Below are 24,390 nucleotides of genomic sequence, written 5' to 3'. Positions count from 1 at the left end.
CTAACTATTGCTTTGCTAGAGTAGCTCGCATGACGACCGGCAACAAGCCTCCGAACGCGGCGGAGGTCGACGAACTGGTGCAGGCGGCCGACGCCGTGTTCTTCGCCATGCGCAAGGCCCGCTCGGCGGGCGCGGACCGGGATGCCGGGCTGTCGCTGCCGCAGGTCACGATGCTCGAGCCGCTGGCGGGCGAGCCGGAGCTCCCGGTCGGCAGGCTCGCCGCCGCCGCCGACGTGTCCATCCCCACGGCCACCCGGATGCTCCAGCAGCTGGAAGGCGCCGGGGTGGTGACGCGACGGCGGTCACCCGAAGACGAGCGCAAGGTCCTGGTGACGCTGACGCCGGAGGGTCGCGAGCGGCTGGCGCGGCTCCTGGCCCGCCGGCGCGAACGCCAGGCGGAAGCGTTCGGCACGTTCTCCTCCGCCGAGCGCGAGCAGCTCGTCGCCCTGCTCCGCCGGCTCGTGCCGGTGATCGACCGCATCCGCTGACCGCGTGACGGGCATCATCTGGACGTTCGGTCCACGGCTTGTACAGTCTGTCTGGTGAGCAACGACCACCCGTATCCCGCCGCTTTCCGCAGTGGCGACCTCGTCACCGTCTCCGGCCGCCTCGGCGTGACCGAGACCGGCGCGCTGGTGCCCGGCGGGTTCGACGCCGAATGCGCCCGGGCCTTCGCCAACCTCGACGCCGCCCTGCGGTCGGTCGGGGCGGGCCGGGCCGACGTGGTCAAGGTCGTCGTCTACCTGACCGACATCGCCGACCGGGACGGCCTCAACCGCGTCTACGCAGAGTTCTTCGCCGAGCCCCGCCCGGCTCGCAGCTGCATCGGCGCGGCGGCGCTGCCCTACGGCGCCGTCGTCGAAGTCGAAGCCCTCGCCCGGGTGCGCGATGTCTGAGCAGGACGCGATCCTCGCGGCGCTCGCCCCGGTGACCGAGGGCATCGTGGCGACGCTGGGCTCGTTCTGCGAGGTCGTCGTCCACGACTTCCGCCGCCCGGAGACGTCGGTGGTGGCGATCGCCGGCTCGGTCACCGAACGCGGCGTCGGGGGCTCGATGAGCGAGATCGGCATGGGCCTGCTCGCGCGGGGCGACGACGCCGAGGACCAGCTGAACTACGTCACCCGCACGGCGTCCGGGAAGCTCGTCAAGTCCTCGACGATGGTGCTGCGGGACAGCGGCGGCACGGTGTTCGGCGCGTTGTGCGTGAACCTCGACGTGACGGCACTGGGCCAGCTGCGGACCCTGGTCGGCGAGCTCGCCGATGTCGGGACCACCGCGGACACGCCGACCACGACGTTCGGTGACGACGTCGGCGCCGTGGTGGCCGCGATCGTCGACGAACACCAGCTGCGGCTGGGCAAACCCTGGGCCGCGCTCGGCCGCGACGAACGCCTCGACCTGTTCCGCGGCCTGCGCGACCGGGGTGTCTTCGCCGTCCGGGGTGCGGTGCCGCGGGTCGCCGCGCGGATCGGCATCTCCCGCGCCTCGGCCTACACCTACCTCGCCGAAATCCGTGACCAAGGAGCACCGTGAACCCGCTCGTGACCCTCGACGACGTCCGCGACGCGGCCGCCCGCCTGGCCGGTGTCGCCCACCGGACGCCGGTCGTGCGTTCCCGCACCCTCGACGACCTCGTCGGCGCCGAAGTCCTGCTGAAGTGCGAAAACCTCCAGCGCATCGGCGCTTTCAAGTTCCGCGGCGCGTACAACGCCGCCTCGCGGCTGTCGCCGGAGCAGCTGGCCAAGGGCATCGCCGCGTATTCGTCGGGCAACCACGCGCAGGCCGTCGCGCTCGCCGCCCGGGAGCTCGGCAGCAGCGCGGTCATCCTCGTCCCCGAAGACACCCCGAAGTCCAAAGTGGACGCGACCAGGGGGTACGGCGCCGAGATCGTCACCTACGACCGGTACACGGGCGACCGGGTCGCGCTCGGCGAGGCGCTGGCGGCCGAGCGAGGCCTGGCGCTGATCCCGCCCTACGAACACCCGCACGTGATCGCCGGCCAGGGCACCGCGGCGCTGGAGCTGCTCGAAGACGCGGGTCCGGTGGACACGCTGGTCGTCCCGGTCGGCGGTGGCGGCCTCATCGCGGGCAGCGCGACCGCCGCGAAGGCCCTGCGACCGGGCATTCGCGTCGTGGGGGTCGAACCGGCGGCGGGCGACGACACCAAGCGCTCGCTCGAGGCGGGCGAACGCGTCTCGATCCCCGTTCCCCGCACCATCGCCGACGGCCAGGCCGCCTCGATCCCGGGCGAGCTGACGTTCTCGATCAACCGGCACCTGGTCGACGACATCGCGCTGGTCTCCGACGACGCCGTCCGGGAGGCGATGCGCTTCGCCTTCGAGCGGCTCAAGCTCGTCCTCGAGCCCAGCGGCGCGACCGGCCTGGCCGCGCTGATCAGTGGCCAGGTGCCCGTGTCCGGACGGGTCGGCGTGCTCATCAGCGGCGGGAACGTCAGCCCGGAGCGCTTCGCGGAACTGATCGCCTAGCCCACCTCGACGACGTACTTGCCCCGCACGCCACCGGCTTCCAGGGCCCGGTGCGCTTCGGCTGTCTCCGCCAGGGAGAACACCTTGTGGACCGCCGGCTCGAGCTTGCCCTCGGCGACGTGCCGGGCGAGGTCGTCGAACTCCGGCCGCTTCGGATTGCCGCTGAACGCGCGCACCCGGGCGCGGCCGTGCACCGCGCTCGCCGCGATGGAGCCCAGCGAGGTGACGATTCTGGTCAGGTCGAAGGCGATGGTGACCATGCGCCCGCCCGGCGCCAGCAGCCGCCGGAAGCTCGCCAGGTCGGTGCCCGCGGTGTCCAGGACGACGTCGAACCGGCCCAGCTCCGCGGGCCCGACGGTCCGGTGGTCGAGTGCCTCGGCGGCGCCGAGGTCGCGGACGAAGTCGAGGTTGGCGGCCCGCGCCAAGGCCGTGACCTCGGCGCCGTACGCGTGTCCGAGCTGGACGGCGGCGTTGCCGACGCCGCCCGCCGCGCCCCGGACGAGCAGCCGTTCGCCGGGGCGCAGCGCGGCCTTGTCCCGCAACGCGGTCACCGCCGTGGTGGCCACCGGCAGCGCCGCGGCGTCCACGAGGTCCAGCCCCGCCGGGGGCCGGGCCGACCCGATCGGCCGCCACCGTGACGTACTCCGCGGCGCTGCCGAAGCCGGCTGTGCGCGGCAGGACGCCCCACACGCGGTCGCCGACCGCGAACGCCGTCGTGCCGGCACCGAGTGCGGCGACTTCGCCGGCGAAGTCCAGCCCGACTCGCTTGGGGAACTTCTTCCCGGTGAGGAGGCGGAGCTTTCCGGCGCGGGCCGCCAGCTCGCCGCCGTTGACGCTGAAAGCGCGTACCCGCACCAAAACCTCGCCCGGTGCCGGGGCCGGCCGCGGAACTTGGCCGACGTAGAGCACGTCGGGGTCGCCGTAGCGGTCGAAGAGCACTGCCTTCATCGTGCGGTCGGTCACCGTTCTCACCTTCGTCAGGGGGCTTTGCCCGTGACCGTAGACTCGCAAATGGACGAGATCATCCGTTTCTGCCGAGGTGAGAGACAATGCCCGCAGCACCTTCTCGGATAGCGGCCCCGACCGAACTGCGGGCGGACGCGCGGCGCAACCAGGAGCGCATCCTCGTCGCCGCCCGCGCGGTCTTCGCCGAGCGGGGGATCGACGCCCCGATGGCGACCGTGGCCCGGCGCGCCGGTGTCGGCGTCGCGACGTTGTACCGGCGCTTCCCGACGCGCGACGCGTTGGTGCGGGCCGCGTTCACGCGGCAGATGGAGACGTGCACGCGAGCCTTCACCGACGCGATCGCCGATCCCGACCCGTGGCACGGGTTCCGGCGGCTGTTCGAGACGATCTGCGCGCTGCAGCGGGAGGAGCGGGGCTTCCCGGCCGCGTTCATGGCGGCCTTCCCGGACGCCGCGGCGGCCCACAGCCGGTCGCGAAGCCAGACCGAACGAGCGCTCGCGGCCCTGATCCGCCGGGCGCAGGCGGCGGGGGAGCTGCGGGCCGACTTCCGGCTCTCGGACCTCGCGGTGGCGTTCCTGGCCCACGGCGGGCTGGTGACGGCGTTGCCCGCCGACGCGGCGGCGTCCCGGCGCTTGGTCGCGTACCTGCTCCAGGCCTTCCGCGCCGACGCGGCGAACGGGAGGCTGCCCGCGCCCTCCGCGCTGTCCCTGCACGGTTTCGCACTCTCCGCCGACTGACGGCGGCTCCCGGCGCCTACGTCGTCGAGGCGCTGCGGGCACCGCGCCAACACCCCGGCCGACGCCGCGCCGCGGAACTGGCCGCCGGCCCGAGGTTCAGGACCCGATGATCGCCACGAGCGCCGCGGTGAAGGGGGCCGGGTCGACGTCGCCGCGTACGGCGAGCTGCTGGGTGTAGCCGTGGCACAGGGCCACGAACGCTTCGGCGATCCGCGCCGCTTCGGCCGGCTCTCGGCCGGGCAGGAGCGCGGCGACCTCGGTGCGCAGGTCGTCGAGCTGCCGCTGGACGACGGCGGCGAGCGGTGGGGAGACCGCGGCCTCGGCGTAGATCTGCGCGACCAGCCGGGCGTGGTCCTCCTCGCGCGCCATCGTGCGGATGTGGCGGAGGAACCCGGCCGTGGATTCGGCGGTCAGCTCGGCGGGGAGCGCCTGGGTGGACTGCTCGCAGATGGCCGCGACGATCTGGTCCTTGCCCTTGAAGTACCGGTAGATCGCCCCGATGGACAGGCCGGAGGCCTCGACGAGGTCGGGCATGGAGGTCCGGGCGAAGCCGTGGCTGGCGAAGCGCGCGCGGGCCGCGTCGAGGATCTGCTGACGGCGGGCGTCGAGGTGGGCTTGCGTGACTCTCGGCATAAAGAACGACCATTCGTTTTTTGTGCTAACGTCCGAACCATACCCCACCGCCGTGCCTCGAGGAGACATCCGTGCGCTACCGGACATTCGGACGACAGAGCGGCCTGCGGGTCTCGGAGTACGTCCTGGGCACCGCCACCTTCGGGTCGGCGCCCACCGCCGCCGGCCTGCCGGGCGCCAAGGCGATCTTCGAGGCCTTCGTCGCGGCCGGCGGCACCACGTTCGACGTCTCGAACGTCTACCAGAACGGGGAGGCCGAAACCGTGCTGGGCGAGCTCCTCGGCCGCGACCGCGACGAGTTCGTCGTGATCACCAAGTACAGCGGGAGCAGGCAGGCCGGCGTCCGGCCGGGGACCACCGGCAACAGCCGCAAGACGATGATCCGTTCGCTGGAGGAAAGCCTGCGGCGGTTGAAGACCGGCTACGTGGACGTCTTCATGCCGCACTTCCCGGACGGCGTGACCCCGACCGCGGAGATCCTGGCCGGCTTCGAGGACCTGATCCGCGCGGGCAAGATCCGCTACGGCGGACTGTCGAACTTCCCGGCCTGGCGGGTCGCGGGCGCCGCCGTCCGGTCGGAGCTGGGCGGGCACCCGCCGCTCGCCGGCATCCAGACCGAGTACAGCCTGGCCGAACGCTCCGCGGACCGGGAGCTCCTCCCGATGGCACAGGCCCACGGACTCGGCGTCGTCCTGTATTCGCCGCTGGCGGGCGGGTTGCTGACCGGCAAGTACCGCCACGGCGAGCAGGGGAGGCTCAGCGGCCGGGCGACGGAAGCCGGGGGTTCCGCCGTGCTGGACGCGGTGCTGGCCGTCGCGGGGGAGATCGGGACGGGTCCGGTCCAGGTCGCCCTGGCCTGGCTGCGGCAGCGCGCCGCGCGGGTGCGGACGTCGATGATCCCCATCGTCGGCCCGCGCACCCCGGCCCACCTGGAGGGTTACCTCGACGCGCTGGCGGTCGAGCTGAGCGGGGAGCAGTACCGGCTGCTGGAGGAGGCCAGCGCGATCCGCCTGGGCACGCCCCACGAGGACGTGGCGGCGGCGCTGGCCCACGGCATCGACGGTGACCGGAGCCTCCTCGACGCGCCGCTCGTCCCGGTCGCCTGACGCCGCGCCACCGCGGCCGCGTCGGCCGGTTCACTCGCCGCCCACGCCGTGTGCCCGTACTCGAACGCGACGCGCGGGAACATCCCTCCGGCCGGGGAGTGGCGCCGGCGCGGACCTATCATGACCGCATGGTGAGGGATTCCGGCTCCGCGCCGGCTGCTGCCGGACTGAGCAGCCGAGAGGTCATCTTGAACGCGGCTCGTGCCCTCGTCGGCGAAAAGGGTTACGACGGCATGGCCATCTCGGACCTCTCCGCGCAGTCCGGCCTTCCGCCCAGCTCGATCTACTACCACTTCGGGAACAAGCTCGGCGTTCTCGCGGCGCTCCTCGAGCGCACCTTCGAAGAGCTGCACGCCTTGTTCCCCAACCCGTCCTCGTTCGACGACCTCGCGCCGCTCGAACGTCTCGAGGCGTGGTTCTCGGCGGCCTGCGACTCCCTCGACCGGCGGCCGGACTACCTCCAGCTCCTGGTCGCCATCAGCGTCGGCCCGCAGAAGGACGCCGAGGCCATCCACGCGACCGTGCGCCGCGTGCGCGACTACGCCCACGCGTCCTGGGTGGACGCGCTCACGCCGGTCTTCGCGCCGAACGGCGGCAAGCACAACGAAGCTCTCGTGCAGCAGCTGGCCGTGCTGGGGCGTGCCTTGACGGACGGGCTTTCGGTGACCAGCAGCTTCGACGGCCTGAGCTACAGCTCGCAGGTCGCGCCGTTCGTCTCCTTGATCCGCGGCTTGGCGGAGCAGCGGCGCGGCGCCGCGAAGCGGAAGCGCTAGCCGAGACCACCGCCGTCCGATCCGGCCTTGATAACACTGCCGCCCGTTGTATAGTGAGCGATACATACAACGAATGGGGTGGCACGGTGACGAGCACTCTGGATGGCGGTGACGCGGGGCTGGCCTGCACCGAGGCCGGTTCGGGCCACCCGGTCGTGTGGCTGCACGGCTCGGGGCCGGGCGCCACGGGGATGAGCAACTTCGGCGGCAACCTGCCCGCGTTCGAGGACTACCGCAACGTCGTGGTCGACCTGCCCGGCTGGGGGCGGTCCCCGCGGCCCGCGTCCGCCGAGCCGTTGATCTTCCACGCCGCCGACCGGGTGTGCGAAGCCATGACGGCACTCGGGATCGAGCGGGCGCACCTGGTCGGCAACTCCTACGGCGGCGCCGTCGCCATGCGGATCGCGATGCGGTACCCGGACCGCGTGGACCGGCTCGTGCTCATGGCGCCGGGCGGGGTCCTCCCGGCGGACGCCCCGCCCTGGCCCGTCGGGCTCGAGCACCTTTTCGCCTACATGGCCGCGGAAAAGCCTTCGCGCGAAGCCATGGCCGAGTTCGTGCGCCTGATGGTCTTCGACGAGTCCCTGGCGACCGAGGAGCTCATCGACGAGCGCTACGAGTCGAGCCTCCGGGCCCACCCCGAGCTGCCGATCCCGCCGGACTTCGGCGACCTGACGCCCGACCTGGGCCGCATCGCCGCCCCGACGCTGCTCGTCTGGGGGCGGGAGGACCAGACCGTTCCCCTCGCCTGGGCGACGAAGATCCTCGAGGGGATCCCCGACGCGGAGCTGCGCGTGCTGCCGCGTTCTCGCCACTGGGTCCAGTACGAGCGGGCGCCCGAGTTCAACCACATCGTCCGCGAGTTCCTGCGGGGCGGCGCCGCCGCGGCAGCGGAGGGATGACCCGTGGGCATCAGGAAGCTGGGCTACGTCGGGCTCGACGTCACCGACGTCGACGCGTGGACCGCACTGCTCGGGCGCACGCTGGGAATCGGCGTCACGCACGCCAAGTCCGGCACGGCCGAGGTCGTGCTGGCCGAGCTCGACGAGTTCAAGTACCGCCTCGCGCTCCATCCGTCCACTGAGGACAGACCGCGCGAGCTGGGCTGGGTCGTCGACTCCGTCCCGGAGCTGGACCGGCTGACCGGACGCTTGACCGACGCCGGGTTCGCCGTCGCGGACGGGTCCGCCGACGAGCGGGACCTGCGCGGCGCCACCCACCTGCGCTGGTTCACCGACCCGGTCGGGTACCGCGTCGAGCTGGCGGTCGGGGAGGCCAAGGTGCGCCTCGGCGCCGACCGTCCGGCCGGCGTCACCGGCCTGGGGCACTTCGTGCTGGCCGGCCCGAAGCTGCCGGAGCTGCGCGAGCTCTACGAGTCCGTGCTCGAGTTCAAGCTCACCGACTACCGCGCCCCCGGCCTGTTCTTCTTCCGGTGCAACCGGACGCACCACAGCATCGCGCTCGCGAACGCCGAAACGCCGTCGATCCACCACCTCGAGCTCGAACACGGCTCGATCGACGACGTCGGGCGGGCGTACGACCGGGCCAAGGCCTACGACGTGCCGATCTCGATCAGCCTCGGCAGGCACATGAACGACAAGGCGATCTCCTTCTACGTGCGGAATCCCAGCGGGTTCCACCTGGAGATCGGCTGCGGCGGCATCGAAGTGGGCGACGACTGGGTCCCGCACGACTTCGGGCGCCCGGACGAGTGGGGTCACCACCACGCCGACGCCAACCCCTTCGCTTCGCCGAAGTCGTGAGCCTTCGGGTCCTCGACGGGGGCTGGAGCGCCTCCTGACCCCGGCTTCGCGGGGAGATACCGACCGTTCTCTCTGCTAGACTCGAACGGATGGAGCACAGCACACGGGGCAAGGTGTCCGAAGCGCGGTCGAGGCTGCTCGCGACGGCGACGCGGATCTTCTACGCGGAGGGCCTGCACTCCGTGGGGATCGACCGGATCGTCGCGGAGGCGCAGGTCACGCGCGCCACGCTGTACCGGCACTTTCCCGGTAAGGAAGACCTGGTCCTCGCTTACCTGCAGGGTGTCTCCGAGATGGAGCGCGAGGGCGTCGACAAGGCCCTCGCCGCCGACCTGCCGGCGGCCGACCTCCTGCGGGCCATCGCCGAGTCGATCACCGACGGTATCCGGTCGGCCCACTTCCGTGGCTGCGCCTTCCTCAACGCGGTGGCGGAGTACCCGGATCCCGAACACCCCGTGCACAAGGCCGTTCTCGCTCACCGTGAGTGGTTCCGTAGCACCGTCACGGACCTGCTCGCGCAGGTCGGCGAGACACCGCCGGAGCTCGCGGGCCGGCACTTCGTGATGCTGCGGGACGGCGCGATGGTGTCCGGTTGCCTGTCGGACCCGGCGGAAGTCTGCGACATCTTCCTGCAGGGCGTCGACGGCATCCTGCAGTTCCGCGTCGGCACCGCCGCGAAGTAGCCCGCGCGCCTTCGCCGCGGCAGTTGTCCTTCACCCGCTTCGCTTTCGCTCTCGACCGGTCACGCACTCGGGCATAGCCAACGCGTGCTCCAAGTTGTAGAGTGAGCGCTACATACAGAGCTTTTCCCGGGGGCGTGACCGACCGCCGCAACGAAGCGAGGTTTGCCTTGAACGTTCTCGAACAGGTGAAGAACTCACCGATGAGCCGCGCCCAGGTGAGGGCGGTCGCGCTCTGCCTCGTGATCAACCTGGTCGACGGGTTCGACCTCCTGGTCACCTCCTTCGTCGGCCCGGCGATCACCCGCGAATGGGGCCTTTCCCCGTCGGGAGTGGGGGTGCTGCTCAGCGGGGGACTGGCCGGCATGGCCATCGGCGGGCTCTTCCTGGCCCCGCTCGCCGACCGCGTCGGACGACGGCGGCTCACGCTCGGCTGTCTCGCCCTCGCGTCGCTGGGCATGCTCGCCGCCGCCGCTGCGCAGGACTTCGGCCAGCTGCTCGCCTGCCGGCTGGTGACCGGGGCGGCGGTGGGCGCGATGGCGGCCAGCCTGCCCGTGCTCACCTCCGAATACGCCAGCCACCGGCGCCGCGGGCTGGTGGTCGCGCTGATCACCACCGGGTACGGCCTCGGCTCGGTCATCGCCGGGATCGCGTCGAGCGTCCTGATCGGCGCGTTCGGCTGGCGCTCGGTCTTCGTGTTCGGCTGCGTGGCCACGGCGATCCTCTTCGCCGTCGCACTGCGTGCCCTGCCCGAGTCGATGGACTACCTCGTCGCCCGGCGGCCGCGTCAGGCGCTGGAGAAGCTCAACCGGATCCTCGCCTCGATGGGCCGCGCCCCCGAAACGGACCTGCCCGCGGTGCCCGCGTCTTCGCGCAAAGTGGCCCTGGACGCCCTGTTCCGCGGCGGGAACGCCGTCCGGACGGCGCTGGTCTGGGTGGCGTTCATCGCGGCGCAGCTGATGTTCTACTTCGCCAGCTCGTGGACGCCGAGCCTGCTGCTGAAGGCCGGCATGTCCAGCCAGCAGGGCATCAGCGGCGGCGTCCTCTTCAGCCTCGGCGGGGTCACCGGCGCGGTCCTGTTCGGACTGCTGGCGGCCCGCGCCGGCACCCGGCGGCTGACCGCGGCCTACTTCGGAATCGGGGCCCTCGCCCTGGTCCTCTTCTCCGTGTCGCTCGGGACGCTGGCCACCGCGCTCGTCGTGGCAGTGCTGGTCGGGCTGTTCCTCAACGGGACGGTCTCCGGGATGACGGTCATCATCCCGAGCCTCTACCCGCCCGAAGCCCGCGCGACGGCCCTCGGCCTCGCAGTGGCGGTGAGCCGGCTCGGTGCCGTGCTGGCGCCGCTGCTCGCCGGCTTCCTGCTGCAGGCGGGCTGGGCGCCCGGCTCGATGTACCGGGTGTTCGCGATCCCGGGCGTGCTCGGCGCCCTCGCGGTCCTGTTCCTCACCCGGTTCGGGCGCTCGTCGCGGAGCGCGTCGACCCAGTCCGTCGAAAGCGCGGTGGCCGACGCATGACCGGGCGACCCGACGTACGATCCACAGAGGAGGCCTGAAGTGCCCACCCTGGTGCTGCTGCACGGTGGCGGACCGGGCGTCGACGCCGCGAGCAACTGGGCGAGCGTGCGGTCCGGGTTGTCCGCCGAGTTCCGGTGCCTGGCCCCCGATCTGCTCGGGTTCGGCACGCAGATCGCCGGCACCGCCGGGCTTCGGGGGCCGCACGCCTGGGCGATCGCCCGGGCCCGGCAGGTGCTGGACCTGCTCGACCGCCACGGCCTGGACCGCGTGCACCTCGTCGGCAACTCGGCCGCCGGCGGGGCCGCGGCGCTGGCCCTCCTGGCGGTCGCGCCGCACCGCGTCGGGCGCGCGGTCGTCATGGGCGGGGCCGGGACCGGGCCGCCGCCCGCGGCGGTGCCCTTCTACGACAACCCGACCAAGGAGTCCATGCGGGCCACCCTCGGCCGCCTGGTCGCCGACGAGAGCGTCCACGAAGGACTCTTGGACGACCTCGCCGAGCTCCGGCTGAGGAAGGCTCTGCGCCCCGCCGCGGAAGGAGCGTTCCGCGCGATGTTCGCCGCCGCGGCCGGTGGCCCGCCACCCGTCGACCCGGCCAGGATCACGACGCCGGTGCTCGCCCTGCACGGGGAACGGGACCGGGTCTCGCCCGTCGCGGTCTCCGAACGTCTCGCCGCCGCCCTGCCGCACGGCCGGCTGCACGTCGTGGCCGGCGCCGGGCACTGGATCCACGTCGACCGGCCGGCCGAGTTCACCAAGCTGGTAGGGGAGTTCCTGAGCGCATGACCGCCATCCTGATCGTCGGCGCCGGCCCGGCCGGCCTGACCCTCGCCATCGACGTGGCCCAGCGCGGGGTGGCCTGTCACGTCGTCGAGGCGACCGCCGAACGGCCCGTCAACCCCCGCTGCAACACGACGTCCGCGCGGTCGATGGAGATCTTCCGGCGGCTCGGGCTCGCCGACGAGATCCGGCGCGCCGGGCTGCCCGAGGACTACCCGGCGTCGATCCACTACCGGACGACCTTGAGTGGCCAGGACATCTTCCGCCTCGACCTGCCGTCCACTCGCGACGTCCTGGCCGGGGCCGGCAAGGAAAGCTGGCCGACACCGGAGCCGCAGCACCGGATTTCGCAGCTGTACCTCGAGCCCATCCTGGAGCGGCGCGCGAGCAAGCTGCCCGGGGTGACCTTCGAACGCGGTACGCGGCTGGTCGAGCTCCGGCAGCACGAGGACCACGTCGAGGCCGTCGTGGAGACTGCGGGGGAGAAGCGCACCCTGCGCTGCGCGTACGTGGTCGGCTGCGACGGCGCGCACAGCACGGTCCGCCGTCAGCTGGGCATCCGGTACGAAGGCGTCGACGCGATCCAGCAGTTCGTGTCCACCTTCGTCCGCTCGTCCGAGCTGGGGCGGCTGGCCGCCCGCGACCGCGCCTGGACGTACTGGACCTACGGCCGCCGGATCGCGTCGCTGATCGCCATCGACGGGAAGTCGTTGTGGCTCAACCACGTCGCCTTCGCCCCCGGCCACGACACCGAGAACGAAGATCCCGAACAGCTGCTGCGGGAGGCGGTCGGCCGGCCCGTCGAGCACGAGGTGCTCGGCGTGGTCCGCTGGACCGGCCGGCAGCTCGTCGCCGGGCGCTACCGCGGCGGCCGGGTGTTCCTGGCCGGCGACGCCGCCCACATCTGGATCCCCGTCGGCGGGTTCGGCATGAACGCCGGCATCCAGGACGCGGCGACGCTGGGCTGGATGCTGGCGGCGGTCCACCACGGATGGGCCCCGCCGGACCTGCTCGACGCCTACGAACTCGAGCGCAAGCCGGTCGGCGAGCAGTTCGCCGCCGCGGTGGGCGCCCAGGCCCGCACGTCCTTCGCCGACGTCTCGCCCGACATCCACCTCGACGGCCCGGACGGCGAGCGGGCCCGCGCCGAGTTCGCCGAGCGGCTCGCGGTCACCGAGCCGCGCCGGTACTCACCCGACGGCTTCAGCTTCGGTTACCACTACGCGGGTTCACCGCTCGTCGTCGGCGGCGAGGACCAGGCCGCGATCACCATGGGCGAGCACCAGGACCGCGCGCGACCGGGCTTCCGGCTGCCGCACGCCTGGCTCGACGACGGCCGCTCCGTGCTCGACGTCCTCGGCCCCGGCTTCACCCTGCTCCGCACGGACCCCGGCGTCGCCGTGACGCCGTGGACCCTCGCCGCCCGCGACCTCGGGATCCCGCTCGCCGTCGTCGACCTGCCCGGCCGGTACCCCGACGGGCTGCTGCTCGTGCGCCCGGACCAGCACGTCGCCTGGATGGGCGGCGCGGACGCCCGGGCCGACCGGCTCCTCCACACAGTCACCGGGCGCGTCGCCGCCCGCCAGCGGTAAGGAACGGACATGCCATACGCACTGGGCATCGATGTCGGCGGCACGTTCACCGACGCCGTCGCCTCCGACGGCGCCGGGCGGCTCGTCTCCGCCAAGACGCCGACGACTCCGCCGAACCGCGAAGCCGGGGTCATGCGCGCGATCGAGGACCTCGCCGCCGAACTCGGCGTCGAGGTCGGCGAACTGCTGTCGCAGACCGACTTCATCGCCCACGGCACGACCGCGTCGATCAACGCGCTCGTCCAGGGCCAGGTCGCCGACGTCGGGCTGATCGCCACCAAGGGCCACCGGGACGCGATCTACATCATGAACGCCGAAGGCCGCACCCTCGGCCGGTCGGCCCACGAGATCCAGGACACGCTCCGGCAGCGCAAGCCCGCGCCGCTGATCCCCAAGAACCGGGCGCTGGAGGTCACCGAGCGGATCGACCACGCCGGGAAGATTCTGGTGCCTCTGGACGAAGACGAGGTCCGCCGCGTCGCCCAGTCCCTGGTGGACCAGGGTGTCGAGGCGATCGCCGTCTGCCTGCTGTGGTCGTTCAAGAACGGCGTCCACGAGCAGCGCGTGCGGGAGCTGGTCCACGAGATCGCGCCGGACCTGTACGTCACGCTCTCCTCGGAGGTCAGTCCCCGCATCCGCGAGTTCGCGCGGACCTCCACGACGATCATGAACGCCCAGGTGGGGCCGCGGCTGCGCACCTACCTGCTCCCGCTGCAGAAGCACCTGGAAGAGGGCGGTCTGAAGGGGCCGCTGCTGGTCATGCAGAGCGAGGGCGGCACCATCACCGCCGACCGGGCGCCGGAGCACGCCATCACCACGATCGGGTCGGTCCTCTCCGGCGGCGTCATCGGCGGGATGCGCCTGGCCGAACAGCTGGGCCACCGCAACGTCATCACCACCGACGTCGGCGGCACGACGTTCCTCGCCGGGCTGATCGTCGACGGCGAGCCGGTCATGGCGCCCGGCTCGATCGTGAACCAGTTCCCGATCAACGCGGCGACGATCCGCGTGCACACCATCGGTTCAGGTGGGGGCGCACTGGCCTCTGTGGACGAAGGCGGGAACCTGCGGCTCGGCCCGCAGAGCGCGGAAGCCGTCCCCGGCCCGGCCTGCTACGGCAACGGCGGCACCCGGCCCACGAACACCGACGCCAACCTCGTGCTTGGCATCCTCAGCGAGCGCGGGCTGCTCGGCGGGCGCAAGCCACTGCGGCTGGACCTGGCCAGGGAAGCCATCCGCGAGCACGTCGCCGAGCCGCTCGGCCTCACCGTCGAAGAGGCCGCCATCGCCATCCACGAGGTGCAGAACGCCCAGGCGGGTGACCTCCTGCGGCGGGCCGTCGTGCAGGCCGGCTACGACCCGCGTGACTTCGTCGCCTACGCCTTCGGCGGTGCCGGACCCGCGCACTGCGCCGGCTACTGCCAGGACCTCGGCGTGAGCGAGGTCGTCGTGCCGCTCGGACCGGTCGCGTCCGCCTTCTCGGCGTACGGGCTCGCCGCCTCCGACGTCGCGTTGAGCGCGGAGCTGTCCGACCCGTCGTCCTTCCCGGTCGGCCCCGCGGTGCTGGAAGCCCACTTCGCCCGGCTGGAGGCCGACCTGCAGCGGGCGCTGGACCGGCAGAAGGTGAAGTTCCACGACGTGTCGCTGCACCGCGAGATCGACCTGCGGTACTCGATGCAGGTCACCGAGCTCGCGACCGCCGTCCCGGACGCGAAGTTCACCGAGCGCACCGGCGACGAGATCCTCGAGCGCTTCGAAGAGCAGTACGAGCGCATCAACGGCAGCGGTGCGGGGTACCGCGAGGCCGGCGTGCAGGCGATCACCTACCGCGTGCGCGCCAAGGCCGGCCTCGGCTTCCCGATCGCGCTGCCCGCCATCCCCGAGGCCGCCGGGCCCGACCCGCGCGAGGCTCTGCTCGGCGAGCGCTCGGTCTGCCTCGACTCGCGGCGCGGCTTCGTGCCGACCCCCGTCTACGACTACGCACGGCTGCGCGCGGGCCACGAGCTCGTCGGGCCCGCGATCGTCGACGTCCCGACCACGGTGGTCGTGGTCCCGGCCGGGGTCACCGGCCGCGTCGACCACCTCGGCAACCTCGTGCTGCGCGACCAGTGAGGACATCATGACTTCTCGAATCCCCGGGGCGGACGAGTTCACCAGCCGCCCGATGCCCCGCGAGGAACTGCTGCGGCAGATCTCGCCCACCTTGCCGTTGCACCAAGTGGACAACAGCGACGTCGACGCGTTGACCTACGAGGTCGTCCGGCACCGGCTGTGGGCGATCACGCAGGAGATGGGGGAGACGCTGCGGCGGATGTCGGGCTCGCACGTCGTCACCGAGTCCAACGACTTCAACTTCTCCATCTGCGACGAGCTCGGCGAGCAGGTCCAGGTCGGCACGTACAACGTCGGCCTGATCGGCTCGATGGACCTGGCCATCACCTGGACCTTGCGCCACCGCAGTGAGAACCCCGGCATCGCCGAGGGCGACATGTTCCTGTGCAACGACCCGTGGATCGGCGGTGGCCTGCACCAGAACGACGCGGCGATCCTGGCGCCGATCTTCCACGACGGCAAGCTCTTCGGCTGGACGACGGCCATCGCCCACCAGGTCGACCTGGGCGGGCCGCGACCGGGCTCCTTCAGCCCGTCCGCGCAGGACGTCTTCGGCGAGGCCGTCCCGACGCCGCCGCTGAAGGTCGTGCGCGACGGCGTGCTGCAGCGTGACGTCGCCGAGGCCTGGGTCCGCCGCTCGCGGCTCCCGCACCTGGTGGGCCTCGACCTGCGCGCGAAGATCGCCGCGAACAAGAACGCGGCCGAGCAGATCCTGCGGCTCATCACCAAGTACGGCGCCGACACCGTCAAGTCCGTGATGCGCCGGATGATGGACGACGCCGAACGCCGGCTGCGGGCCAAGCTCGCGACCCTGCCCGACGGGACCTGGAGCGCGGTCGGTTACCAGGAACAGTCCGGGACCGGCGACCGCGGCCTGCACGCCATCAAGGTCGCGATGACCAAGGAAGCGGACAAGCTCGTCTTCGACTTCCGCGGGACCGCCGGGCAGACCGGCATCATCAACTGCCCGTACCCGGGCCTGCGGGCCGGGATCGTGTTCACGATGCTGCCGCTGCTGGCCGGGGACATCCCGTGGGCGGCCGGCGGGCTGATGCGCTGCTTCGAGATCATCACCGACGAGGACACCATCACCAACGCGTCCTTCCCGGCCGCGGTGGGCAAAGGCCCCTTCGGGCCGGCCTGGGGATCGGGCAACCTGGTCGCCGAGGTCCTCGCCAAGATGCTGGACGCCGAGCCCGAGCACCGCACCGATGTGCAGTCCATCTGCAACGGCACCACCGACCTCTGCGTGGTGTCCGGTGTGGACGTTCGAGGTGGTGGCAGCAAAGGCTTCGTGTCACCCATCTTCGACGTCATGGCCGGCGGCTACGGCGCGCAGGTGTACCACGACGGCGTCGACACCGGCGGCCGGTTGATCATACCCGCCGCGCGGGCGCCGGACGTCGAGATGACCGAGTACCTGTACCCGCTCGTCGCACTGTGGCGTCGCGAGCAGACCGACTCCGGCGGGCCGGGGCGGCAGCGGGGCGGGATGAGCGGCTCGGTCTGCTACGTCCAGCACCCCGACCAGACGGGGACCCTGTCCCTGGTCGTCTCCGGCACCGGCAAGGTCGCGAACCAGAACGTCGGCCTGGCCGGCGGCTATCCGGGCAACTCGCAGCTCGACCTGGTCGTGCGCGGCGTCCGTGAACCCCAGCTCGCCCAGGCGGTCACCATCCCCGCCCACCTGGGCGAGCTGGGCGGGGAGATCGAGGTGCTGCCGTGCGAGGGGGAGTCGGACCTCGGTCCCGGTGACGCGCTCTACCTGCACTGGCAGGCAGGCGGCGGGTACGGCGACCCGCTGCTGCGCTCGCCCGAGAGCGTCCGCGAAGACGTCTCGCAAGTACGGGTGTCGGCCGATGCCGCCCGGGACGTCTACGGCGTCGTGCTCCGCTCCGGTGCGGTGGACGTGGCCGCGACCGGCGAGGCGCGCGAGAAGCTGCGTCGCCGGCGTGCGTCCGGTGCCGGGCTGGCCGGTACTGCCCTCGTCCCGATCGGCCCGCCGGACCTGACCTGGGAGCGCCGCCTCGACGACAACCTCGCGGTGCTGGAGAGCGGCGTGGTGGCGTGTGTCCACTGTGGAACCGAGATCGGGCCGCTGGCCGGGGGCGCGTTCGTCGCGGCGCTGGCCCGCCGGGACACCGCGCCGACCGAAGCGGGTCCGCACATCTGGCACGACCCTTTGGAGTACGTCGACGCCGAGATCGTGTTCCGGCAGTGGTGCTGTCCCGGGTGCCTGACCGCGGTCGACTCCCGTGTCGTGCCGGTGGATCACCCGCTGCCGGCCGACGAATACCGGCGCTGGGCCTGACGTAAGACTTCGGATAGAACGTTCTGTCTTGACAGTGCGTGAGCCGGCCGCCATGCTGAATTGAGATAGAACGTTCGGTCTTGTTCCGAGCGTTCACCACTGCCTCGAGAGGATCATCGTGACCACCGTCGACTCACCCGCCACCGCGGGAATCGCCCCGGCGCTGCGCCGGCTCTACTTCGTGCGGTTCGGGTTCGCCATCGTCTGGGCGGCCCTGCTGTTCGTCACCAAGGCGCAGCTCGGGCCGCTCGGCATCACCCTGGTGATCGTCTACCCGCTGTTCGACGTCGCGGCGGCCGTGGTGGACTCCCGTTCCTCCCGCGCCACCGGGACGGCGCGCGGCCTGTACGTGAACATCGCGATCAGCCTGCTGGCCGCCATCGGCCTGGGAATCGCCAGTGCCTCCGGGGTGCCGGGGGTCCTGCGGGTGTGGGGCGCCTGGGCGATCGTCGCCGGGCTGATCCAGCTGATCGTCGCCGTCAGCCGCCGCAAGATGGGCGGCCAGTGGCCGATGATCCTCAGCGGCGGCATCTCGGTGCTCGCCGGGGCGAACTTCATCATCGGTGCCACGGCGCCGAACCCGGCGCTGACCAATGTGGCCGGGTACGCGGTCCTCGGCGGCATCTTCTTCCTCGTCTCGGCGATCCGGCTCGGCCGTGCCGCCCGGGGGAACTGACGTGACCACCTACGACGTCGTCGTCCTCGGCGCGGGCCCGGTCGGGGAGAACGTGGCCGACCGGGTGGTCCAGGGCGGGCTGACCGCCGCGATCGTCGAGCGGGAGCTGGTCGGGGGCGAGTGCTCCTACTGGGCCTGCATGCCGACCAAGGCCCTGCTGCGCAGCGGAGCGGCTCTCCGCGCGGCCCGGCGGGTGCCCGGCGCCCGGGAAGCCGTCACGGGTGAGCTGGACGTGGCGGCGGTGCTCGCCCGGCGCGACTCCTTCGCCTCGCACTGGAACGACGAGGGCCAGGTGTCCTGGCTCGAGTCGGCGGGCATCACGCTGGTCCGCGGCCACGGCCGCATCAGCGCGGCCAAGGTGGTCGAGGTGACCGGTGCCGACGGCACCACCACGACGCTGACCGCGCGGCACGCCGTCGTCGTCGCCACCGGCAGCGGCGCGCTGGTCCCGGACATCGAAGGCCTCCGCGAGGCCGCGCCGTGGACCAGCCGCGAAACCGTGGCGGCGAAGGAGGTTCCCGGCCGGCTCGCCGTCATCGGCGGCGGGGTGGTCGCCTCGGAGATGGCCACCGTGTTCGCCGAGCTGGGCTCGTCGGTGACGATGCTGGCCCGCGACGGCGTGCTGCACCTCGCGGAGCCGTTCGTCGGCGAGCTGGTCACGGAGTCGTTGCGGGACAAGGGGGTTTCGGTCCGCATCGGCGCCGAGGCCGCGTCGGTCAAGCGCACCGACGACGGCACGGTGTCGATCACGCTCACCGACGGCGAGCAGGTCGACGCCGACGAGCTGCTCGTCGCGATCGGCCGCACACCGAACACCGCGGACCTCGGCCTGGAGACCGTCGGCCTGAAGCCGGGTGCCTGGCTCACGGTCGACGCCACCCTGCGGGCCGACGGCGTCGAGGGCGGGTGGCTGTACGCCGCCGGCGACGTCAACCGGCGTGTTCTGCTGACGCACCAAGGCAAGTACCAGGCCCGCGCGGTGGGTGACGCCATCGTCGCGCGCGCCAAGGACGAAGCGGTCGACGACGGCGACTGGGGCCGGCACGTGGCGACCGCCGACGAACGCGCGGTGCCACAGGTGGTCTTCACCGATCCGGAGATCGCCTCGGTGGGCCTGACCGCGGCCGCCGCGGAAGCCGCCGGGCTGCGCATCCGCGTCGTCGACCACGACCTGGCCGCCACGGCCGGATCCGCCGTGCACGCCGAGGGGTACCGCGGGCACGCCCGGATGGTCGTGGACGAGGACCGCCGGGTGATCGTGGGCTTCACCCTCGCCGGCCCGGACGTGGCGGAAATGCTGCACGCGGCGACGATCGCCGTCGCGGGGGAGGTTCCGCTGGACCGTCTGTGGCACGCGGTCCCGGCTTTTCCGACGGTCAGCGAAGTCTGGTTGCGGCTGCTCGAAGCGTACGGCCGCTGACCGACCCGGCCGGTGTCCCGCCCACGGTGATCCGGCGGGCGGAACACCGGTACGCATTCTTCCTCCGAAAGGGTCTCCTTCCCGATGACTACGACATCCGCACCTTCGCCGAGCTGATGGCGAGGTTCAACGTCGGCGCCGCCCCGCGGTGCCGCGAGTGAGGAGCCGAGGCTCACCGCGGGTGGAGGACGATCTTCCCCACGTGCTCCCGCCGGGCCAGCTGTTCTTGCGCCCGAGCCGCTTCGGACAGGGGGAACGTCGCGGCGACGACGGGCTCGATCTCGGCCCGCCGGGCCAGGTCCACGAGCAGGGCGAAGTGCGCGGGAGTGTGCATGGCGGACCCGATCACCTGCGCGTTGTGCAGGTAGAGCCGGCGGACGTCGAAGGACACGTCGTACCCGCCCAGCGCGCCCGCGATCACCCACCGGCCGCCTTCGCGCAGCAACGGCAGCCCGGCGCTCACCAGGGCTCCGGCCACGACGTCGAGCCCGACGTCGACCCCCTCCGGGGCGGCGGCGCGGACCTGGCCGGCGATGTCCCCGGCCCGGTCCACGACGGTGTGCGCGCCGGCCTCGCGCACCGCGTCGATCTTGGGTCCGCTGCTGATGGCGAGCACCTTCGCGCCGCGGGCGCGGGCGAGCTGGATCAGGGCCAGGCCGACCCCGCCGGACGCGCCCGAGACCAGCACGGTCTCGCCCGACCGGAGCCGGGCACGCTCGATCATGCCCAGCGCCGTGCCGTATGCGGTCGGCAGCGTCGCGAGCTGGTCGTCCGTGAGCGGTGACTCCGTCACGTCGTGGACGCGCCCGGCGGGCGCCGTCACGTACTCGGCGTACCCGCCGTCGCGCTCGCTTCCCATCAGGCCCACCGGGTTCGCGTCCGGCCCTTCGCCGTCGTAGATCGCGGGGTCGACCAGGACGCGGCGGCCGAGGAGGCGCTCGTCGCCGCCGTCACCGGTCGCCACCACGCGGCCGGCGACGTCGGCACCCTGGATGCGCGGGAAGCCGATCGGCCCTCGCCAGCCCGACAGGGCCGACGGGTCCCCGGGGCGGCCGTAGGCGCCTTCGCGGGTCCACAGGTCGGTGTTGTTCAGCGCCGCCGCGCTGACCTGGACCAGCACGTCGCCCGGCCCGGGGGCCGGTACGGCCACCTCCACCAGCTCGATCACCTCGGGTCCGCCGTGCTTCGCGATCCGCGCAGCGCGCATGCTCCCGTCACCGCCTTAATAGATATACTGTTCTGTGAACTTCGACCACGGTACACCGATCAGTAAAGGAGCGCCGGGTGCCAGATCCGCGACACCGGACGGCGGCGGGCCGCCGCGTCGTCGAAGCCGCCGAAGAACTGTTCTACAACCGCGGGATCACGGCGGTCGGCGTCGACCTGATCGCCGAGCACTCGGGCGTGACGAAACGGACCCTCTACAACCAGTTCGGGTCGAAGGACCACCTCGTCACGGCCTATCTCGAAGAGCGTGACCGGCGCTGGCGGTCGCTCGTCCAGTCCACTGTGGACGCTTGCGGCGACCCCGTCGAGGCCGTCACGGCGCCCTTCGAGGCCCTGCGGATCTGGAGCGAGACCAACGATCGCGGGTGCGCCTTCGTCAACGCGCTGGCCGAGCTCCCGGATCCCGCGCACCCCGCGCACCGGGTCGCGGCGGACCAGAAGCGCTGGCTGCTCGCCCTGTTCGAAAAGCTCGCCACCGCCGCGCGCTGCCCGAGCCCCGCCGTTCTCGCCACCCAGCTGCTCCTGCTGCACGAGGGTGTCCTCGCCACGCAACCGCTGCCGATCGAGACGCTCTCCCGCGGGTATGCGCTGGCCCGGCGTCTGGTTACGGCTGGACCAGCCTGATGTTACGGACGTAACATGGGGCCGTGAGTATCGAACCGCGTGACCACGGCTGGCTGGTGATCAGCGTGTCGACCGCCGGCGCGCCCGATTCGCTGCGGGTGCAGGTCTGGCGCAAGCTCCGCTCCCTCGGCGCGCTCTACCTGCAGCAGTCGGTGTGCCTGCTGCCCGCGCGGACCGAGGTGGTGCGGGAGATCCGCCGCCTGGTCGACCGGGTGCGCCACCAGGGCGGCACCGCGCGGGTACTGGCGATGACCTTCACCGACCCGGCGGAGGAGGACGGCGTGATCGCCGAGCTCAACGCCGCCCGCGACGTCGAGTACAACGAAGTCCTCGAACGGCTGCCCGCGCTGCGCCGGGAGCTCGCCGACGAACGGGCCCGCGGCAACGTCACCTACGCCGAGGTCGAGGAGTCCGAGGCCGACCTGCACCGGTTCCGGAGCTGGATGGACAAGATCGCCGCCCGCGACTACTTCGCCGCACCGGGCGGCCAGGACGCGCGGGACGCCGTCGACGAGGCCGCGGCCGAACTCGCCGACTTCGAAGAAGCCGCCCTCCACGCCGAAGCGCCCGACCGTCCGGCGCCCCGGCTCCGCGCGGTGGAAGAGCGGTGACCGGCTCGTTCTGGGGCGACCTGCTGATCGGCGCCGGCGTCGCGCTCGTGCTGGCGTGGCTCGCGCTGATCGTCGCGCTCGTCCTCGTCCGGCCCCGGGGCGGTCTCCTGCGGGAGGCCCTGCGGGCTGCTGCCCGACGTGCTGAGGCTCATCCGCCGCCTGGCCGCGGACCCCACGCTGCCCCGCGGCATCCGGATCCGGCTCGGCCTGCTGCTGGTCTACCTGGCGCTGCCCATCGACCTGATCCCCGACTTCATCCCGGTGCTCGGCCACGCCGACGACGCCATCATCGCGACCGCCGTCCTGCGCGGAGTGGTCCGCCGAGCGGGGCTCGAAGCCGTGCGCGCCCACTGGCCCGGCACCGACGACGGCTTCGCCGCGGCGGCCCGCCTGGCCGGCATCCGGACCTCGGCGGGCTGACACCGGGTGGACGTTCGAGCGCGCCCACCCGGGGTCCCGTCAGTTCAGCACCGGACGGCCCAGCGGCAGCGGCTTGCCGCCCGTCGCGGCGGACGCCGGGTGGGCGCCCGGGAGCGACGCCCACCCCGGCGTCACGTCAGTTGAGCACCGGACGGCCCAGCGGCAGCGGCTTGCCGCCCGTCGCGGCGGAGACCGCGCCGGCGAACAGGTACACCCCGACCGCGGTGAACGCGAACACCGCGTACCCGCCCGCGGTGGTCGCCGCCGTGGAGGTGGTCACCGTGCCGTACAGCACCAGCGCGAGCGCGAGGTCGACCAGTGCGAACAGGACCGTGAACGCGGCGGGCAGCCGCAGGGTGGTCAGGGTCAGCAAGCCGATCGTGACCAGCCAGGCGATCAGGAACAGGCCCTGCGTCGCGACCGCCGCGTCGGGGGAGATGCCGAACCAGCCGTGGATCAGGCCGAGCACCAAAGCCGCGTAGCTGAGCCAGAACCCGGCGAACACCCCGAACACGGCGGCGACGGCGCTCTCGCCCAGTGCGGCCGCCCACACCGCGGCGACGAGCTGGCCGACCCCGGTCGCGGGCAGGATGATCGCGATCGACGCACCGGCGGCGGCCGCCGGGACGTACCCGGTCAGCACCAGGCCGAGCGCGGTCGCGCCGACGATGAAGGTGGGTACGCCGATCAGCGCGGGGTCACCCGCGGGTGCCGATCGGGCGGGGGCTTCGGTGGCGACGTCAGTGGTCATCGTCTACTCCTCGTCGAGCTGCGATCGATCCTTTGCGCATTCAGCGGATCCCGGGCCACATCCCCGAGAGCTCGGGGTGGTCGTCGTCGAGCAGGCGGTTCGCCAGCGCGATCGCCTCCTTCGGATCGACCTGGTCGAAGGCGGGATCCCCGTGGGCGACGCTCTCGAAGACGTCCGCCAGCTCGTTCGCCGCGGCGGGGGACAGGCCGGTGTCCTGGGTGCATTCCACGTAGCGCAACCGGATCACTCCGGCGGCCTGCAGCATCAGGGAGCTGTAGGTGTCGCGGGTGGCTGATTTCCGGGCTTCCACACCGACTCCTTCCGGGTCGTGGGGCGGGGTCAGCGGGTGGCGTGCTTCTTCAGCTCGGCCGCCGCGGCGGCGGGATCGGTGGCGTTGTAGATCGCCCCGCCCGCGACCGCGACCACCGCTCCCGCGTCCCGCACCGATCCGATCGTGTCGGCCTTCACCCCACCGGCGATGGAAAACGGGACTCCGGCGAGCCGGCCGTCTTCCAGCAGCTGCGCGATCGAATACCCGGGACGGGCCTGTTCGTCGAGACCGGCGTGGATCTCCACGAACGCCACACCCAGCTTCGCGACTTCGCGGATCCGGGCGACGCGTCCGTCGACGACCCCGATCATGTCCGCCACGACCTGCCTGCCGTACTTGCGCCCGGCGGCGACGGCACCGCGGATGGTGTCGTCATCGACCGACCCCATCACCGTGACCAGATCCGCCCCGGCTTCGAACGCCAGCGCGGCTTCCAGCTCACCCGCGTCGGCGGTTTTGAGGTCGGCGAACACCAGCTTGTCCGGGTGGGCGGCCTTGATCGCGCTCACCGCACTGATCCCGGCCGATTTCACCAGGGGGGTGCCGAGTTCGAGGATGTCGACGTGGTCGGCGACCTGGTTGGCCAGGGTCAACGCCGCGGGAAGGTCCAGTACGTCCAACGCCACCTGCAACTGCACGACATTCTCCTCATCGCTGTGTGATCGGTCGAGTCCGCCAACCATCACCCGCTCATCCGGTGCGCGGCAACACACCGGCACATGCGAAACCGCTATCCCCCAATGCGCACACCGGATAACCCCTTCCGAGGGGCGGACCGCTCGTGCCGGGACCGTCGCCGTTCGTCCGTGATCCGGTGCCGGTCGTTCGGGACCGGTTGCCAGGGCCGGCGCCGGCCCAGAAGGTGGTGGGAGGAAAACGA

25 protein-coding genes and 2 pseudogenes are annotated in these 24,390 nt (G+C 72.2%); 20 read left to right on the top strand and 7 right to left on the bottom strand.

The features are described from left to right. Nucleotides 1-29: 29 nt before the first annotated feature. Genes ACZ7PG_RS05080 through ACZ7PG_RS05065 form a run of 4 tightly spaced genes read left to right on the top strand, consistent with a single transcriptional unit; the run spans nt 30 to nt 2,486 of the window. Complete coding sequence (locus ACZ7PG_RS05080) at nt 30-488, top strand: MarR family winged helix-turn-helix transcriptional regulator (protein WP_470237803.1); 459 nt, start codon at nt 30-32, stop codon at nt 486-488. A 54-nt stretch (nt 489-542) separates the two neighbouring features. Beyond that, nucleotides 543-896 carry a RidA family protein gene (locus tag ACZ7PG_RS05075; RefSeq protein ID WP_470237802.1) on the top strand — a complete coding sequence of 118 codons (354 nt, stop codon included), beginning with the start codon at nt 543-545 and terminating at the stop codon, nt 894-896. Next, a complete protein-coding gene (locus ACZ7PG_RS05070) occupies nt 889-1,533 on the top strand; it encodes a helix-turn-helix transcriptional regulator (RefSeq protein WP_470237801.1) in 645 nt (214 codons plus the stop codon). The genes ACZ7PG_RS05075 and ACZ7PG_RS05070 overlap by 8 nt, the downstream gene beginning before the upstream one ends. Continuing rightward, on the top strand, nt 1,530-2,486 hold the full coding sequence (locus tag ACZ7PG_RS05065; protein ID WP_470237800.1) for a pyridoxal-phosphate dependent enzyme: 957 nt from the start codon (nt 1,530-1,532) through the stop codon (nt 2,484-2,486). Before ACZ7PG_RS05070 ends, ACZ7PG_RS05065 begins: the two co-directional genes overlap by 4 nt. On the opposite strand, the gene ACZ7PG_RS05060 is transcribed toward ACZ7PG_RS05065, so the two are convergent. Together ACZ7PG_RS05060 and ACZ7PG_RS05055 are read right to left on the bottom strand one after the other, a co-directional pair. After that, the gene (locus ACZ7PG_RS05060; protein WP_470237799.1) at nt 2,483-3,073 is read right to left on the bottom strand and encodes a zinc-binding dehydrogenase; all 591 of its coding nucleotides are present in this window, start codon (nt 3,071-3,073) and stop codon (nt 2,483-2,485) included. The two genes, ACZ7PG_RS05065 and ACZ7PG_RS05060, sit on opposite strands and share 4 nt — an antisense overlap. 76 nt (nt 3,074-3,149) lie before the next feature. Next, nucleotides 3,150-3,434, bottom strand: a pseudogene (locus tag ACZ7PG_RS05055) (alcohol dehydrogenase catalytic domain-containing protein); the annotation flags it as partial. A gap of 101 nt (nt 3,435-3,535) precedes the next feature. Here ACZ7PG_RS05055 and ACZ7PG_RS05050 point away from each other — a divergent pair. Beyond that, a complete protein-coding gene (locus tag ACZ7PG_RS05050) occupies nt 3,536-4,189 on the top strand; it encodes a TetR/AcrR family transcriptional regulator (protein ID WP_470237798.1) in 654 nt (217 codons plus the stop codon). 96 nt (nt 4,190-4,285) lie between these two features. On the opposite strand, the gene ACZ7PG_RS05045 is transcribed toward ACZ7PG_RS05050, so the two are convergent. Then, nucleotides 4,286-4,822: a TetR/AcrR family transcriptional regulator gene (locus ACZ7PG_RS05045; RefSeq protein WP_470237797.1), complete on the bottom strand. Its 537-nt coding sequence runs from the start codon at nt 4,820-4,822 to the stop codon at nt 4,286-4,288. 71 nt (nt 4,823-4,893) lie between these two features. Here ACZ7PG_RS05045 and ACZ7PG_RS05040 point away from each other — a divergent pair, with 71 nt between their 5' ends. The 12 genes from ACZ7PG_RS05040 to ACZ7PG_RS04985 all read left to right on the top strand — a co-directional run bounded on the left by ACZ7PG_RS05040 (nt 4,894) and on the right by ACZ7PG_RS04985 (nt 19,546). Further along, a complete protein-coding gene (locus ACZ7PG_RS05040; RefSeq protein WP_470237796.1) occupies nt 4,894-5,928 on the top strand; it encodes an aldo/keto reductase in 1,035 nt (344 codons plus the stop codon). Nucleotides 5,929-6,056: 128 nt separating this feature from the next. Beyond that, a complete protein-coding gene (locus ACZ7PG_RS05035) occupies nt 6,057-6,701 on the top strand; it encodes a TetR/AcrR family transcriptional regulator (protein ID WP_470237795.1) in 645 nt (214 codons plus the stop codon). A gap of 86 nt (nt 6,702-6,787) precedes the next feature. After that, complete coding sequence (locus ACZ7PG_RS05030; RefSeq protein WP_470237794.1) at nt 6,788-7,603, top strand: alpha/beta fold hydrolase; 816 nt, start codon at nt 6,788-6,790, stop codon at nt 7,601-7,603. 3 nt (nt 7,604-7,606) lie between these two features. Beyond that, nucleotides 7,607-8,464, top strand: a complete 858-nt coding sequence (locus ACZ7PG_RS05025) for a VOC family protein (protein WP_470237793.1) — start codon at nt 7,607-7,609, stop codon at nt 8,462-8,464. Nucleotides 8,465-8,553: 89 nt separating this feature from the next. Continuing rightward, nucleotides 8,554-9,147, top strand: a complete 594-nt coding sequence (locus ACZ7PG_RS05020; protein ID WP_470237792.1) for a TetR/AcrR family transcriptional regulator — start codon at nt 8,554-8,556, stop codon at nt 9,145-9,147. A gap of 200 nt (nt 9,148-9,347) precedes the next feature. Beyond that, complete coding sequence (locus ACZ7PG_RS05015) at nt 9,348-10,658, top strand: MFS transporter (RefSeq protein WP_470237791.1); 1,311 nt, start codon at nt 9,348-9,350, stop codon at nt 10,656-10,658. A 39-nt stretch (nt 10,659-10,697) separates the two neighbouring features. Next, on the top strand, nt 10,698-11,441 hold the full coding sequence (locus ACZ7PG_RS05010; protein WP_470237790.1) for an alpha/beta fold hydrolase: 744 nt from the start codon (nt 10,698-10,700) through the stop codon (nt 11,439-11,441). Next, entirely contained in the window at nt 11,438-13,027 is a 1,590-nt protein-coding gene (locus tag ACZ7PG_RS05005) for an FAD-dependent monooxygenase (RefSeq protein WP_470237789.1), read from the top strand. The genes ACZ7PG_RS05010 and ACZ7PG_RS05005 overlap by 4 nt, the downstream gene beginning before the upstream one ends. Before the next feature lie 9 nt (nt 13,028-13,036). Continuing rightward, a complete protein-coding gene (locus ACZ7PG_RS05000) occupies nt 13,037-15,139 on the top strand; it encodes a hydantoinase/oxoprolinase family protein (RefSeq protein ID WP_470237788.1) in 2,103 nt (700 codons plus the stop codon). 7 nt (nt 15,140-15,146) lie between these two features. Next, nucleotides 15,147-17,450, top strand: a complete 2,304-nt coding sequence (locus tag ACZ7PG_RS04995) for a hydantoinase B/oxoprolinase family protein (protein WP_470237787.1) — start codon at nt 15,147-15,149, stop codon at nt 17,448-17,450. 118 nt (nt 17,451-17,568) lie between these two features. Then, nucleotides 17,569-18,126, top strand: coding sequence for a hypothetical protein (locus tag ACZ7PG_RS04990; protein WP_470237786.1), 558 nt, complete (start codon nt 17,569-17,571; stop codon nt 18,124-18,126). A gap of 1 nt (nt 18,127) precedes the next feature. Beyond that, on the top strand, nt 18,128-19,546 hold the full coding sequence (locus ACZ7PG_RS04985) for a dihydrolipoyl dehydrogenase family protein (RefSeq protein ID WP_470237785.1): 1,419 nt from the start codon (nt 18,128-18,130) through the stop codon (nt 19,544-19,546). A gap of 172 nt (nt 19,547-19,718) precedes the next feature. On the opposite strand, the gene ACZ7PG_RS04980 is transcribed toward ACZ7PG_RS04985, so the two are convergent. Then, nucleotides 19,719-20,753, bottom strand: coding sequence for a zinc-binding dehydrogenase (locus ACZ7PG_RS04980; RefSeq protein ID WP_470237784.1), 1,035 nt, complete (start codon nt 20,751-20,753; stop codon nt 19,719-19,721). 77 nt (nt 20,754-20,830) lie between these two features. Between ACZ7PG_RS04980 and ACZ7PG_RS04975 the strand changes: the two genes are divergently transcribed. From ACZ7PG_RS04975 to ACZ7PG_RS04965, 3 genes and pseudogenes are all read left to right on the top strand, one after another. Beyond that, on the top strand, nt 20,831-21,397 hold the full coding sequence (locus ACZ7PG_RS04975; RefSeq protein ID WP_470237783.1) for a TetR/AcrR family transcriptional regulator: 567 nt from the start codon (nt 20,831-20,833) through the stop codon (nt 21,395-21,397). Nucleotides 21,398-21,420: 23 nt separating this feature from the next. After that, entirely contained in the window at nt 21,421-22,008 is a 588-nt protein-coding gene (locus ACZ7PG_RS04970; protein ID WP_470237782.1) for a Chromate resistance protein ChrB, read from the top strand. Further along, a pseudogene (locus ACZ7PG_RS04965) lies at nt 22,005-22,428 on the top strand (YkvA family protein). The gene ACZ7PG_RS04970 and the pseudogene ACZ7PG_RS04965 overlap by 4 nt, the downstream one beginning before the upstream one ends. A gap of 136 nt (nt 22,429-22,564) precedes the next feature. Here ACZ7PG_RS04965 and ACZ7PG_RS04960 read toward each other — a convergent pair. Genes ACZ7PG_RS04960 through hxlA form a run of 3 tightly spaced genes read right to left on the bottom strand, consistent with a single transcriptional unit; the run spans nt 22,565 to nt 24,148 of the window. Further along, nucleotides 22,565-23,179 carry a GPR1/FUN34/YaaH family transporter gene (locus tag ACZ7PG_RS04960; protein WP_470237781.1) on the bottom strand — a complete coding sequence of 205 codons (615 nt, stop codon included), beginning with the start codon at nt 23,177-23,179 and terminating at the stop codon, nt 22,565-22,567. 40 nt (nt 23,180-23,219) lie between these two features. Further along, complete coding sequence (locus tag ACZ7PG_RS04955) at nt 23,220-23,489, bottom strand: hypothetical protein (protein ID WP_470237780.1); 270 nt, start codon at nt 23,487-23,489, stop codon at nt 23,220-23,222. A 29-nt stretch (nt 23,490-23,518) separates the two neighbouring features. Then, nucleotides 23,519-24,148: a 3-hexulose-6-phosphate synthase gene (gene hxlA, locus ACZ7PG_RS04950; RefSeq protein ID WP_470237779.1), complete on the bottom strand. Its 630-nt coding sequence runs from the start codon at nt 24,146-24,148 to the stop codon at nt 23,519-23,521. Nucleotides 24,149-24,390: the final 242 nt, after the last annotated feature.

This window comes from Amycolatopsis sp. NPDC114504 (assembly GCF_055633595.1).
The sequence above is the reverse complement of the archived record's forward strand: the minus strand, read 5'-3'. Positions and strand labels throughout refer to the sequence as shown.

Bases quoted from the DNA above. Each gene is read 5' to 3' on its own strand.
- ACZ7PG_RS05000 (WP_470237788.1), top strand. From the start codon at position 13,037: ATGCCATACGCACTGGGCATCGATGTCGGCGGCACGTTCACCGACGCC.
- ACZ7PG_RS05015 (WP_470237791.1), top strand. From the start codon at position 9,348: ATGAGCCGCGCCCAGGTGAGGGCGGTCGCGCTCTGCCTCGTGATCAAC.
- ACZ7PG_RS05070 (WP_470237801.1), top strand. From the start codon at position 889: ATGTCTGAGCAGGACGCGATCCTCGCGGCGCTCGCCCCGGTGACCGAG.
- ACZ7PG_RS04980 (WP_470237784.1), bottom strand. From the start codon at position 20,753: ATGCGCGCTGCGCGGATCGCGAAGCACGGCGGACCCGAGGTGATCGAG.
- ACZ7PG_RS04960 (WP_470237781.1), bottom strand. From the start codon at position 23,179: ATGACCACTGACGTCGCCACCGAAGCCCCCGCCCGATCGGCACCCGCG.
- ACZ7PG_RS05020 (WP_470237792.1), top strand. From the start codon at position 8,554: ATGGAGCACAGCACACGGGGCAAGGTGTCCGAAGCGCGGTCGAGGCTG.
- ACZ7PG_RS05005 (WP_470237789.1), top strand. From the start codon at position 11,438: ATGACCGCCATCCTGATCGTCGGCGCCGGCCCGGCCGGCCTGACCCTC.
- ACZ7PG_RS05050 (WP_470237798.1), top strand. From the start codon at position 3,536: ATGCCCGCAGCACCTTCTCGGATAGCGGCCCCGACCGAACTGCGGGCG.
- ACZ7PG_RS05045 (WP_470237797.1), bottom strand. From the start codon at position 4,822: ATGCCGAGAGTCACGCAAGCCCACCTCGACGCCCGCCGTCAGCAGATC.
- ACZ7PG_RS04995 (WP_470237787.1), top strand. From the start codon at position 15,147: ATGACTTCTCGAATCCCCGGGGCGGACGAGTTCACCAGCCGCCCGATG.
- ACZ7PG_RS05080 (WP_470237803.1), top strand. From the start codon at position 30: ATGACGACCGGCAACAAGCCTCCGAACGCGGCGGAGGTCGACGAACTG.
- ACZ7PG_RS05035 (WP_470237795.1), top strand. From the start codon at position 6,057: ATGGTGAGGGATTCCGGCTCCGCGCCGGCTGCTGCCGGACTGAGCAGC.